Origin of the sequence: Vibrio barjaei, from assembly GCF_001639065.2 — a bacterium.
Lineage (GTDB): Bacteria > Pseudomonadota > Gammaproteobacteria > Enterobacterales > Vibrionaceae > Vibrio > Vibrio barjaei.
This window is the reverse complement of sequence record NZ_LQXO02000064.1, coordinates 23,965-37,026: the sequence shown is the minus strand read 5'-3', so window position 1 is coordinate 37,026 and position 13,062 is coordinate 23,965. Positions and strand designations below refer to the sequence as shown.

Annotated in this window: 15 protein-coding genes; all 15 read right to left on the bottom strand. The window is 44.3% G+C overall.

Annotated features, from left to right (window positions below):
- Positions 1–14: 14 nt before the first annotated feature.
- A complete protein-coding gene (atpB, locus tag AWH66_RS25040; protein WP_063604560.1) occupies positions 15–821 on the bottom strand; it encodes a F0F1 ATP synthase subunit A in 807 nt (268 codons plus the stop codon).
- 8 nt (positions 822–829) lie between these two features.
- Positions 830–1,219, bottom strand: a complete 390-nt coding sequence (locus AWH66_RS25035; RefSeq protein WP_006073069.1) for a F0F1 ATP synthase subunit I — start codon at positions 1,217–1,219, stop codon at positions 830–832.
- A gap of 191 nt (positions 1,220–1,410) precedes the next feature.
- Positions 1,411–2,292 carry a ParB/RepB/Spo0J family partition protein gene (locus tag AWH66_RS25030; protein ID WP_063604559.1) on the bottom strand — a complete coding sequence of 294 codons (882 nt, stop codon included), beginning with the start codon at positions 2,290–2,292 and terminating at the stop codon, positions 1,411–1,413.
- 23 nt (positions 2,293–2,315) lie between these two features.
- Positions 2,316–3,089 carry a ParA family protein gene (locus AWH66_RS25025; protein WP_038224165.1) on the bottom strand — a complete coding sequence of 258 codons (774 nt, stop codon included), beginning with the start codon at positions 3,087–3,089 and terminating at the stop codon, positions 2,316–2,318.
- A 13-nt stretch (positions 3,090–3,102) separates the two neighbouring features.
- Complete coding sequence (rsmG, locus tag AWH66_RS25020; protein ID WP_063604558.1) at positions 3,103–3,738, bottom strand: 16S rRNA (guanine(527)-N(7))-methyltransferase RsmG; 636 nt, start codon at positions 3,736–3,738, stop codon at positions 3,103–3,105.
- A complete protein-coding gene (gene mnmG, locus AWH66_RS25015) occupies positions 3,735–5,630 on the bottom strand; it encodes a tRNA uridine-5-carboxymethylaminomethyl(34) synthesis enzyme MnmG (protein ID WP_063604557.1) in 1,896 nt (631 codons plus the stop codon). Before mnmG ends, rsmG begins: the two co-directional genes overlap by 4 nt.
- Before the next feature lie 473 nt (positions 5,631–6,103).
- The gene (gene mioC / locus AWH66_RS25010) at positions 6,104–6,541 is read right to left on the bottom strand and encodes an FMN-binding protein MioC (RefSeq protein WP_063604556.1); all 438 of its coding nucleotides are present in this window, start codon (positions 6,539–6,541) and stop codon (positions 6,104–6,106) included.
- 9 nt (positions 6,542–6,550) lie between these two features.
- Positions 6,551–7,912, bottom strand: coding sequence for a tRNA uridine-5-carboxymethylaminomethyl(34) synthesis GTPase MnmE (mnmE, locus tag AWH66_RS25005; RefSeq protein ID WP_063604594.1), 1,362 nt, complete (start codon positions 7,910–7,912; stop codon positions 6,551–6,553).
- A gap of 111 nt (positions 7,913–8,023) precedes the next feature.
- Entirely contained in the window at positions 8,024–9,646 is a 1,623-nt protein-coding gene (yidC, locus tag AWH66_RS25000; RefSeq protein WP_063604555.1) for a membrane protein insertase YidC, read from the bottom strand.
- 2 nt (positions 9,647–9,648) lie between these two features.
- Complete coding sequence (gene yidD / locus AWH66_RS25610) at positions 9,649–9,906, bottom strand: membrane protein insertion efficiency factor YidD (protein ID WP_081836355.1); 258 nt, start codon at positions 9,904–9,906, stop codon at positions 9,649–9,651.
- Positions 9,873–10,229 (bottom strand): ribonuclease P protein component, encoded by a 357-nt coding sequence (gene rnpA / locus AWH66_RS24995; RefSeq protein ID WP_081836356.1) that lies wholly within the window; start codon positions 10,227–10,229, stop codon positions 9,873–9,875. The genes yidD and rnpA overlap by 34 nt, the downstream gene beginning before the upstream one ends.
- A 9-nt stretch (positions 10,230–10,238) precedes the next feature.
- Positions 10,239–10,376 (bottom strand): 50S ribosomal protein L34, encoded by a 138-nt coding sequence (gene rpmH, locus AWH66_RS24990; RefSeq protein WP_004400210.1) that lies wholly within the window; start codon positions 10,374–10,376, stop codon positions 10,239–10,241.
- 207 nt (positions 10,377–10,583) lie between these two features.
- The gene (locus AWH66_RS24985) at positions 10,584–11,321 is read right to left on the bottom strand and encodes an amino acid ABC transporter ATP-binding protein (RefSeq protein WP_063604554.1); all 738 of its coding nucleotides are present in this window, start codon (positions 11,319–11,321) and stop codon (positions 10,584–10,586) included.
- Positions 11,318–11,989 carry an amino acid ABC transporter permease gene (locus AWH66_RS24980; RefSeq protein ID WP_038224176.1) on the bottom strand — a complete coding sequence of 224 codons (672 nt, stop codon included), beginning with the start codon at positions 11,987–11,989 and terminating at the stop codon, positions 11,318–11,320. The genes AWH66_RS24985 and AWH66_RS24980 overlap by 4 nt, the downstream gene beginning before the upstream one ends.
- 69 nt (positions 11,990–12,058) lie before the next feature.
- Positions 12,059–12,823 carry an amino acid ABC transporter substrate-binding protein gene (locus AWH66_RS24975; protein ID WP_063604553.1) on the bottom strand — a complete coding sequence of 255 codons (765 nt, stop codon included), beginning with the start codon at positions 12,821–12,823 and terminating at the stop codon, positions 12,059–12,061.
- Positions 12,824–13,062 lie beyond the last annotated feature (239 nt).

Here is a 13,062-nt window from a genome sequence, read left to right as displayed (position 1 = left end):
AAGCGTTAATAAAGTTAGTGATCGCTGTCTTCGTGTGCCATTGATAGATAAACAATTGTTAGCATCATAAACACGAAGGCTTGAATCGTAATAACCAGAATATGGAATATCGCCCATGGTAGTGAGCCCATCCATTGTAAATACCATGGTAGCATTGCAGCACAAAGAATGAAGACCACCTCACCCGCAAACATGTTACCAAACAGACGCATACCGAGAGAAAGTGGCTTTGAAAGCAAAGACACGACTTCGATCAGCATGTTGAAAGGAATCATGATTGGATTGTTAAATGGGTGTAGCGTCAATTCTTTTGTAAAGCCAACTAGACCTTTTACTTTGATGCTGTAGTAAATCATCAGAGCAAAAACACCTAGCGCCAAAGCCATGGTGATATTGACATCAGCAGAAGGAACCACTTTGAGATAAGGGATGCCCATCTGCTCTGCAGGGTAAGGTAAGAAGTCAATAGGAACAAGGTCCATGACGTTCATTAAAAATACCCAACAGAAGATAGTTAGTGCTAAAGGCGCGATTAGCGCGTTGCGTCCATGAAACGTTTCTTTGACGTTGTCGTCAACGAATTCCACGATCATTTCAACAAAACACTGCAGCTTGCCCGGCACACCAGCTGTTGCTTTCTTAGCTACTGAACGAAATACTCCTAGGAATATCAGACCAGTAAACACAGAAAAAAACAGGCTATCGATATGTACGTTCCAGAAACTCGTCTCCTCCACAATTCCATAGCTTGCCAGAGACAAGTTGGTCAAGTGGTGAGTGATATATCCGGCCGATGTTAGCGCTTCACCTGGCGCAGCCATAACTCATCCTATTTTTTGTTGTTGACGAATATTACTGGTGCCATAAGGTTAATTAAGACGGCCAGTAAAAAAGTGAGATTCAAGGGAATCACTTCCACCTGAATATACATGTAAGCTATCGAGAACAGAGCAACCGTAATGAGGATTTTCAGAGTCACTCCTGCGTAGAAAGACGCGGCAACCTTTTTCGCAGCTCGAGCCCCACTAAACAAAAATGCACACAATGCAAAAACCGCATTAGCAATAACAAAACTGCCACCACCAATGAGCGCTGAAATTCCCCACTCAGCATTTACAGCTACTGCCATTCCAACAGCTACCAATGTAACCGCGCTGGCTTGAATCAGTAACAATCGCTTTGCAAGCTCTCGTCCTGGTCTAGCTAGCACAGCTACCATGTATTCTTACCTATAGTTTTTTCCACAATGCACCTAAATTACTACTGTGCTGGGAGATTCGCGAAAATTATACTTTCCGACAAAGTTATTGCAATCAAACAGCACCAAAAAGGTGCTATTTCGTTCACAAAACCATAACTTTCGCACAAAATTTCAATTTATAAATAATTGACCTACATCAATTATCTCATTTAGCTCTCAAGCTTGGCAATAAGTTGCTCCAATTTGTGAGGTTCATCAAGACTTATCGTTACTTTTGCTTTTCCGCTTGCATTTCGTACAAGAGACACTTTTGCACCTAGAATTTCACTTAAACGATGTGAAATTTCTTTAGCATCACGGTCTTCTGACTGTTTTTTCTCTGAAGAGTTCGGTTTTAAGCACTTTTTCACTAAATCTTCGGTTTGACGAACCGTCAGCTGTTTCTTAGCAACGGTGTCTGCAACCTCACATTGAACTTCACCTTCCAATGCTAATAGTGCGCGAGCGTGACCCATATCTATCTGTTTCGCTTCAACTAGCTTCTTCACAGATGACTCTAATTGATTCAAACGCAGCAAGTTACTAACCGCAGTACGTGATTTACCAATCACATCGGCCACTTGCTGGTGGGTCAATTCAAATTCGTCCTGTAGCCTTTCCAAAGCCTGAGCTTCTTCAATGGCGTTTAGGTCTTCACGTTGAATGTTTTCAATCAGCGCCATCGCAACCGCAGCACGATCCTGAACGTTCTTCACCAGACAAGGCACCATTTTCAGGCCTGCTTGTCTTGCTGCTCGCCAGCGTCTTTCACCAGCAATAATTTCAAACTGCTCATGACCAACACTTCTGACCACAATCGGTTGAATAATACCTTGCGACTGAATGGATGCTGCGAGCTCTTCGAGTGCTTCAGGAGCCATGTCTTTGCGCGGCTGGTAAATACCAGGGCGCAGACTATTGATTGAAAGTTCAGCCAGGTTACCATCGGTAGATAGGCTTTGGCTTTGCGTTGCGACTTGTTGTTTTTCTCTGGCAATAGAGCTCGTCGATAAAAGCGCGTCGAGCCCTTTGCCTAAACCACGTTTAGACATTGAATCTATTTTCCTTAAGAGCGTTAAGCCAATACTTCTTCGCGTCGTAGCATCTCACCGGCAAGGGCAAGATAAGCTTTGGCACCGGCGGAATACTTGTCGTAGTACATCGCTGGTTTACCATGACTTGGCGCTTCTGCGAGGCGTACATTCCTAGGGATAACGGTTCGATAAACCTTGTCTCCGAAGTGTTTTTTCAATTGTTCAGACACTTCATTAGCAAGACGATTTCGAGGGTCGTACATGGTACGAAGTAGCCCTTCAATCTTCAGGTTTTCATTGACTACCGCTGCCAACTTACTGATGGTATCCATCAATGCTGTCAGTCCCTCTAAAGCAAAGTATTCACATTGCATTGGCACTAACACAGAGTCAGCAGCAGCCATTGCGTTTATTGTAAGTAGGTTCAAAGAGGGAGGACAATCGATAAAGATGAAATCATAGTTATCGCGGATTGGCGCAAGTGCATGTTTTAAACGCACTTCTCTAGCAAACACTTCCATGAGTTTTATTTCAGCAGCCGTAACGTCTCCATTGGCAGCGATGAGGTCAAACTGACCAGAAGTGTCCTGACAAACTACCTGTTCAAAAGGAAGCTCATCAACCAGCAAATCGTAAGCAGTTGTTTCAACTTGATACTTATCGACGCCACTGGCCATCGTCGCATTTCCCTGCGGATCAAGATCTATCACTAATACCTTACGTTTAGTGGCAGCCATTGATGCCGCTAAATTTACACACGTGGTAGTTTTACCAACGCCACCTTTTTGGTTCGCAATAGCGACAATTTTTCCCACGACAACTTCTCCATTATCCCTTCTTGGATAAGATTACAAGATGACGGTCACCTTCCAACTCAGGAACTTGCAAAGGTTTGATATCGATCACAGAACACCACTCCGGTAGCTCTGAGACTTCCTGTTCATGAAGTTGACCTTTTAATGCATAGAAGCGACCACTCTGTGATTTTGGTAAATGTTCACACCAATTCACCATATCGGTCATAGAGGCAAAGGCTCGGCTCAAAACACCATCAAAGCCACCTTCAGGATCAAACTCTTCAACTCGAGATTGAACCGCAGTAACATTGGCCAGTTTAAGCTCGTGAACCACCTGTTTGATAAAACGAATACGCTTACCTAAGCTATCAAGCAAAGTGAACGAACGGTTTGGGTGCATGATCGCCAAAGGAACCCCAGGCAGTCCCGGTCCCGTTCCAACATCAATAAAACGTGCACCTTCAAGGTGCTCACCAACAATGATGCTATCAAGGATATGTTTCACTAACATATCTTCAGGTCGGCGCACCGAAGTCAAGTTGTAAGCCTTATTCCATTTATCAAGTAATTGGACATAGCCTACAAGTTGCTGCTTTTGAAGTTCAGAGACCTCTAATGAGGTCTCTGATAATAATTGTTCAAGTTTTGCGGTTAAGTTGTTGCTCACGCGGCTTCACCTTTTTTAAGCATTCCTTGTTTTTTCAAGTAAACCAGAAGGATAGAAATCGCTGCGGGTGTAATGCCAGAAATACGGGAAGCGATTCCAACCGTTTCAGGTTTTGCTTCTGTCAGCTTGGCAACGACCTCGTTAGACAGCCCTTTCACATCGCTGTAATCAAGATCGGCTGGGATCTTGGTGTTTTCATGGCGAAGAGACTTAGCGATCTCATCTTGTTGACGCTGAATATAACCTTCATATTTCACCTGAATTTCAACTTGCTCACTGGCTTGTTGATCTTCCATAGCGGGTGCGAACGCATCTAATGACGTCAATTGTGAATAGTTCAATTCAGGACGACGTAGTAGATCTTCACCGCTTGCCTCGCGAGAAATAGGTGTCTTCAGTAGCACATTAAGTGCTTCGATACCTTCAGATTTTGGATTAACCCATGTTTCTCTTAGTCGCTGACGCTCAGTCGCCATGTTATTCAGTTTTTCGTTGAATCGAGACCAACGTTTCTCGTCAATTAAACCGAGATTATGCGCATGCTCCGTCAAACGAATATCGGCATTGTCTTCACGCAGCAATAAACGATATTCCGCGCGAGATGTAAACATGCGATACGGCTCTTTGGTACCCATGGTTGATAAATCGTCAATCAGTACACCCATATAAGCCTGATCACGACGTGGGCTCCAGCCTTCTTTGCCTTGCGAGTAGAGGCTAGCGTTTAGACCTGCCATTAGACCTTGTGCCGCCGCTTCTTCGTAACCGGTGGTGCCATTAATCTGGCCAGCAAAGAACAAACCAGAAATAAACTTGGTTTCGTAAGTCTGTTTTAGATCACGAGGGTCAAAGAAATCGTATTCGATAGCATAACCAGGGCGAACAATATGTGCGTTCTCAAAGCCCTTCATTGAACGAACAATTTGTACCTGTACATCAAACGGTAAACTAGTTGAAATACCGTTAGGATACAGCTCATGTGTAGTCAAACCTTCAGGTTCTACAAAGATCTGATGGCTATTTTTGTCCGCAAAACGCATGACCTTATCTTCAATAGAGGGGCAATAACGCGGTCCAATGCCTTCAATCACGCCGGCATACATTGGGCTTCGATCGAGGTTATTGCGAATCACCTCATGCGTGGACTCATTAGTGTGCGTAATGAAGCACGGAATCTGCGTTGGATGTTGGTTGCGGTTACCCATGAAAGAAAAAACAGGCGTAGGGTTATCACCATGCTGCACTTCCAGTGCAGAAAAGTCGACGCTTCGTGCATCAATACGTGGTGGTGTACCTGTTTTTAAACGATCTACGCGAAATGGTAACTCTCGCAAACGAGCAGCTAGTGCAATGGACGGCTGATCTCCCATACGACCGCCGGAGGAGCTCTCCATACCAATATGGATCTTACCACCTAAGAAGGTACCGACTGTCAATACAACGGATCTCGAATGGAATTTCAATCCCATCTCAGTTACGACACCGCGTACTTGATCTTGTTCCACGATCAAGTCATCCACCGACTGTTGGAATAGGGTTAAGTTTGGTGTGTTTTCTAGCGCCTTACGTACATAAGCTTTGTATAACGCTCGATCTGCTTGAGCGCGAGTGGCACGAACAGCTGGACCCTTTGACGCATTCAGCGTACGAAATTGAATACCTGCATGATCAATGGCCTCTGCCATCAAACCACCCATAGCATCCACTTCTTTAACCAAATGTCCTTTACCAATACCACCAATGGCAGGGTTACATGACATTTGACCTAACGTATCAATATTGTGAGTTAGCAGTAGTGTCTTTTGCCCTGTACGAGCAGATGCGAGTGCGGCTTCCGTTCCTGCATGTCCGCCACCAACTACGATGACATCAAATGTTTCGTGATAAAGCATGAACCGACCTCAGTATTCAATCGAGAAATTTAGACAAACCAAAAGGAGCAGTATTCTACCGCTTTTCTTGAAGTGAGAAAAACGGTTTTCACATTTTTTGGATCCAAGAAATAAGTAATATAAAGATAAGATCTATATATATGATCTTTTATTAGATCTATTATTAGGATCCTCGATCTCTGTGGATAAGTCGAAAATGATCAACAATTCCATGGATCTTTCCGTGATCGCTTGTTGTGATCTAGCATTGATCTGGCGCTGTATTAGCTGGGATCAAAAAGGGTAGTTATACACAGAGGAGTCAGACTGTAAAAGTTATTCTTTGGATAAATATAGGTTTTTAACCGAATAGATCATGTTTTATCCACAGAAAGATTGGTTGAAAATTGCTCACTATGAGTGAGTTGAAGTTGATGAGTTACTCACAGGTATAAAAAAAGCGGCCAAAGCCGCTTATTATTAGGTGTTTGACGCTAGCTAAACTTGCTCATGTGTTCATTGAGCCAAACTTCCGCTGCGTCTTCAGGCACAGGATCGTTGAGAACATCGATTTTCAGGCACTCTGTCAGTGGTGTTGCGCCGATGTCTTCAAGTAACTCGTAAGCGTGTTTACCGGCTGCACAAAACGTATCATAACTAGAGTCACCGATGCCAACGACAGCGTATTTCACGTTCGACATGCGAGGTGGTGTATCTTGTAGAGCAGCGATGAAAGGCTGGATATTATCTGGGTAATCTCCAGCTCCATGCGTTGACGTGATTAAAAGCCAAATCCCTTCGGCCTTGATATCACTCAACTCAGGTTGATTGTGGATTGTAGTTTCTAGCCCTTGTTCTATTAGTAGGTCACTCAAGTGGTCACCGACATATTCCGCACCGCCAAGAGTGCTACCTGTGATGATATGAATCATTAATGTTCCTTATTTACCAATACAGAATGAAGAGAAGATACGACCAAGCAGATCGTCGGAGCTAAACTCTCCAGTAATCTCATTCAGATGTTGCTGGGCAATACGAAGTTCTTCAGCCAGAATTTCGCCCGCCATATAACCTTCTAGTTGCTGCTGTCCAATATCGAGATGCTCGGCAGCTCGCTCTAACGCATCAAGGTGTCGACGTCTTGCCATAAAGCCACCTTCATTGGCACCAGAGAAGCCCATGATGGCTTTTAGGTGTTCTCGTAAAGCTGGCACACCCTCACCAGTGCGTGCAGAAAGTCGAATTAGGGTTGGATCATTAACATGGCAGATCCCTAGCGTTTCGCCTGTTTCGTCAACTTTATTGCGGATCACGGTAATGCCGATCGAACTTGGTAGGCGATCGATAAAGTCGGGCCAGATTTCTTTTGGATCCGTAGCATCTGTTGTGGTGCCATCTACCATGAAGAGAACGCGATCGGCCTGCTCAATCTCTTCCCAAGCTCGCTCGATACCAATACGTTCTACCTCATCGGAAGCGTCACGTAGACCTGCGGTATCAATGATATGCAGTGGCATTCCGTCTATATGGATATGCTCTCTCAGTACATCTCGAGTCGTGCCTGCGATATCGGTAACGATAGCAGACTCTTTCCCAGATAGGGCATTGAGCAGGCTAGATTTACCTGCATTAGGGCGACCTGCAATAACCACTTTCATCCCTTCGCGCATAATGGCACCTTGATTGGCTTCCTTACGAACGGACTCTAAGTTATCAATGATATGTTGCAGGTCACCAGCGACTTTGCCATCCGCTAGAAAGTCTATTTCTTCTTCTGGGAAGTCGATAGCCGCTTCGACATAAATACGTAAATGGATTAGCGATTCCACCAGCACCTGAATGCGTTTAGAGAATTGTCCTTGAAGAGATTGCAGTGCCGATTTCGCGGCCTCTTCTGAACTGGCATCAATTAAATCGGCAATGGCTTCTGCTTGTGTTAAGTCCATTTTATCGTTGAGGAATGCGCGCTCACTAAATTCGCCAGGTCTTGCTGGACGAACGCCCGGAATTAGCAAGATACGCTTAATCAGCATGTCCATAACAACAGGACCGCCGTGTCCTTGTAGTTCAAGAACGTCCTCACCAGTAAACGAGTGTGGGTTAGGGAAGTATAGAGCGATCCCTTGATCAAGCTCGCTGCCATCTTGTGCTTTAAATGACAGATAGTCGGCGTAGCGCGGTTTAGGCGTTTTCCCTGTCACTTGTAAGGCAACCTCAGCAGCGAGAGGGCCTGATACTCGTATAATGCCCACGCCACCGCGGCCTGGGGCTGTGGCTTGTGCCACAATAGTGTCTGTTGTCATTGTGTTGCCTAATCGCAGTACTTTAGCCAAATTGTAATCATGGTAAATGAAAAAGGCGACCATTTAGGCCGCCTTTTATTCTATTCGCGTATTGTTAACCAATCAGCAGGACTACTTAGAGTGTAATCCTTTCTTCTCCAGCGCTCGATAAATCAAGGTTTGCTGAATCAGAGTAACGATGTTCGATACCAACCAGTATAGAACCAGACCTGATGGGAACCATAGGAAGAAGAAGGTAAACATAACCGGCATAAAGGTCATGATCTTCTGCTGCATTGGATCTGTTACTGTTGTCGGGCTCATCTTCTGGATCAAGAACATACTTGCACCCATTAGTAGAGGCAGAATGTAGTATGGGTCTTGAGCTGAAAGGTCATGAATCCAACCAAAGAACGGTGAATGACGTAGTTCAACCGACTCCATTAGTGCCCAGTAAAGTGCAATGAAGATTGGCATCTGTAGCAAGATTGGTAGACAGCCACCTAGAGGGTTTACTTTCTCTTTCTTGTACAGCTCCATCATTTCTTGGCTCATGCGTTGACGGTCATCGCCGATACGCTCACGCATAGCTTGCAGCTTAGGCTGAAGCATACGCATTTTCGCCATAGAGGTGTATTGCGCTTTTGTTAGAGGGTACATGGCACCACGAACAATGAAGGTCAAACAGATGATAGCTAGACCCCAGTTAACAACGATACCTTGAATGAACGATAGTAGCGTGTGAAGTGGTTTCGCAATGAACCATAACCAACCATAGTCTACTACCAGATCAAGGTTTGGCGCTGTTGCTGCCATTTGGTCTTGTAGTTTAGGACCTGCCCAGAGTGTTGCTTTTAGTGTTGCTGATTGGCCATCTGCAATTGTTGCGTTAGGCATACGAACACCAATATCACCGAGGTTACCGATTACACGAGTGTAAAGGTTAGTACCTGGTGCTTCACGAGGGATCCATGCTGCTGCGAAGTAGTGTTGGATCATCGCTGCCCAACCTTGACCGTCTGTCAGGTTAAGAGACAGGTTGCGATCTTGCATATCTTCGAAGCTGTATTTTTTATAGCGAACGTCTTGAGTTGAGTATGCGCCGCCATTGTATGTTGGCATTGTGATGCTGCCGCCTTTGTCTTGTAAGTTTTGACGAAGGTGAGCGTACATGCCGAATGTTGCATTTTGGCCAGAGTTGTTGTCTACATCGTATTCAACATCAATCGCGTAGTTGCCACGTTTTAGAATGAAGGTTTTGGTGTAAGAGATGCCATTCGCTTCGAATGTCATTGGAACACGCAGTTCATCTTGACCGTCAGCAATGGTAAAGCTGTCAGCAGACACGGTATAAGCTGGACGGCTTGTGCTGCTTAGGTCAATACCCTGAGGACCTACCAGACCACTTTGAGCGATAAACTGGTGACCTTGATCGTCTTTTAGAAGTTCAAACGGTTCGCTAGATTCTAACTCAGTTGCGTACTCGTTTAATTTTGCTGTTACTACATCACCGCCAACGGTATTAATACCTAGCGTTAATACGTCAGTTTTCACTGTGATGATTTTTTCTGCAGCAGTTTGGCTTTGACCAGGTGCAGGATCATGCTCATCAGCGAAAGATGGCGCAGGTAGAGTACTGCTTTGCGTCTGTTGGGTCGGAACTGGCGCTGGATTCTTATATGATTGCCATTGTTGGAACAGCAAAAAAGAAACTAAAGCCAAACCGATTAACAGAATATTACGTTGAGAATCCATCGTTATTTATCTCTGTCTTGTTTTTGGACTGGTGGAACGGGGTCAAATCCCCCTTCATTCAAAGGATGGCATTTTAATAGACGTTTGCCTGATAACCAACATCCTTTTACAAAACCGTGAGCTTTCAAGGCTTCTATAGCGTAAAGAGAACAGGTTGGGGTGAACCGACAACGAGGTCCGATAAGAGGACTGATAATCCACCTATATAGGTAGACGAGTCCGATAGCTAACCACGCGAAGGGCGAGACAGGCGATGCCATAATTTATCTAGAAGTTTGAACATTTCTTCATTGCTCAGAGTTTGCGCACTCTTCTTTGCAATTACAACAAAATCTTTGCTTGGAAGTTCATGTTGTTTGTTACGAAAACTTTCACGTACCAGACGCTTGAAGTGATTTCTAGCCACAGCTGTTTTTATCTGTTTTTTAGGAACCGCAAGACCAAGACGAGGGTGAGAGAGAGAGTTTTTACGAGCAATGATGGTGAAATGAGGGGAGCCAGCTCGATGAGCTTGCTTAAATACGTTTTGATAATGCTCGGGAGTTAACAAACGTAACTCCCGAATAAAGGCGTGCTTATTCAAAATAGAAAATTATTTTGATAGGCGTGCACGGCCTTTAGCACGACGTGCATTGATTACTTTACGACCGTTCTTAGTCGCCATGCGAGCACGGAAACCGTGAGTACGCTTGCGCTTTAGAACTGAAGGTTGAAAAGTGCGTTTAGACATGGTTATTACCTTTACTGATCAGTAGTTTTAGGTTCTCGTTGAACCCGGCGTGGGACATATTTCCCTACTCTATATAGAGAGAGGAAATCCGACGCCTCTCAACAAAGAGGCGGAATTGTAATCACTGACTCGTCAAGAGTCAATAATCAGTTCAACTTCAATTCCGGTTGGCGAATTATACTTTTTGTGAGCCAGAGCGCAAGGATCCTATTCGATCCCAACTTGATTTAAAAATTTCTTCAGTTGGATATCTTGTGGATCGTTAAAAATTTGCTCTGGTGTTCCTTGTTCCACTATATGGCCATCAGCCATGAAGATCACTCTGTCGGCGACTTCTTTGGCAAATTGCATTTCGTGTGTCACAACGAGCATGGTTTGATGCTGCGTTGCGAGCTTTTTCATAAGGTTAAGTACTTCACCCACCCACTCAGGATCGAGTGCAGAAGTTGGTTCATCGAATAACAGAAGCTCAGGTTGTAATGCCATCGCTCGGCCAATACCGACCCGCTGCTGTTGACCACCGGAAAGGGAGGCAGGGTATTGATCCCCTTTGTCTCCTAAACCGATGTCATCGAGAATTTGTTGTGCTTTCTCAAGAGCTTGCTCTTTTTTCCAGCCTTTTACCGTGATCAAACCTTCCGCAATATTTTGACGCGCAGTCATATGCGCAAACAGTGCGTAGTTCTGAAACACAAAGCCGGTCTTGCGTCTTAGTGCTAATACTTCTGCTTTAGTATGGCTTTGGCAGTTTACCGACACATCGTCAATAGTGATATGACCTTCATCGGCTTGCTCCAGGAAATTGACGCAACGTAATAAGGTAGACTTACCGGTACCACTTGAACCAATAATGACGATAATTTCGCCTTGTTTGATATCAATATCGATGCCTTTGAGCACTTCGGTGTCACCGAATCGCTTGTGGATATTTTTTAGTGTAATCATCGTTGATAAGCCTTATTCAGTTTTTGCTCTGCCACAATTTGAACGCGAGTAAGTACTAACACGACACCCCAGTATATGAGCGCGACGGCAAGAAATGCTTCAAAAAATCGGAAGCTGGATGACGCTTCCATTTGTGCTTTCGCCATAATCTCTGCCACACCAAGTGTGAACGCTAACGATGTCGACTTAATCATATCAATGAAGTAGTTCATCAATGATGGTAGAGCTACGCGAGTTGCTTGCGGCAAAATGATACGACGCATGGCTTGGCTAGTCGTCATACCTACAGAAAGACTTGCTTCCATCTGACTACGGTCGATGCCGATAATGGCGGCGCGAATACTCTCTGCCATATAAGCGGCAAAGTGCAGGGTCAGACCTATTACAGCGGCGCTGAAGGCGTTGAGTCCAACCATCCAAGGAAAAATTTGTGGTAAGCCATAATAAAGCAGAAACAGCTGAACCAATAATGGAGTACCACGGAAAAAGCTTATATAGAGCTGACTGAGCTGATCCAATACCGGGATCTTAAACACGCGAATGTTGGCTAAAATAACCGATAGAATCAATGAGAACAGCAGTCCCCATACCGCCATTTCCATGGTTGTACCAAGATACTTCAACAGTATCGGCATCAACTCAAGCATGTATTGAAAATCAAATCCCATAACAGCACCAAACTCTTAGAAAAACAAACGCCCACTACCAAGAGTAGTGGGCGTATCAATAGTAATCACTTACTTTTTAGTGATATCAGCACCAAACCACTTCTCAGAGATTTTTGCTAGCGTACCATCAGCTCGCATGTCTGCCAGTGCGCTATTTACTTCTTGTTGCAGCTTTTGACCTTTTTCGTTGTTTACGAATGGCCAAGCATTCTCGATGGTTTCAAAAGGTTGACCTGCAAGTTGCAGTGGCAGGCCTGTTTTCTTGATCAGTTCAAGTGCAGAAAGGCGATCCATAACAAAAGCATCAGCACGGCCTAGCGCGACGTCATGTTCAATACCTGTATCGTAAGTTTTGATGGTGATTTTGCCGTCTTTATCGTAACTACGTAGCAGTTGTTCGAAGTTTGACCCAAGGTTCACTGCGACTGTTTTACCTGCTAAATCATCGATACCTTGAATGCTGTCATTACCTTTTCGAACGGTAATTTGAGCACCATCAACTACATATGGGTCTGCGAACAGATATTTCGCTTTACGAGCGTCTGTCATAGTGATTTGGTTAGAAATCGTGTCGATACGACCGGTCTCAAGCAAACCAAACAAACCTGAAAAGTTTGCCGTCACGTACTCTACGTTATAGTCATTGCGACGACCAATTTCATCCCAAAGGTCGACTTCAAACCCTTGTAACTTGTCTTGTTTAACAAACGTAAATGGGAAGTAGCGACCAGACATGCCGACTTTCACTTCTTGTTGTGTCGCAGCATATGCTGCTTGAGATACGGTTGCAGAAAGCGCTAAAGCGGTTAGAAGGCCTTTAATCCAGTTTTTCATTTTACTACTCCTGATATTTATGGAGAGGATGTTACTGGTAAACATGTCGATAAGTTAAATAACTAGTTGTTATTAACCATAACAAACTCGGGGGTGAACGCTGACTTTTTCATCACTCTATCAATAGTAAACAAAAAGATAATGACAGCTTTAACGTTGATCTATACACAAGTTAGATCAACAGACTGCTTTTGTGGGTAGATCTGTGTTTTGTGCATTCATTTGTGAGTAAAATTAGG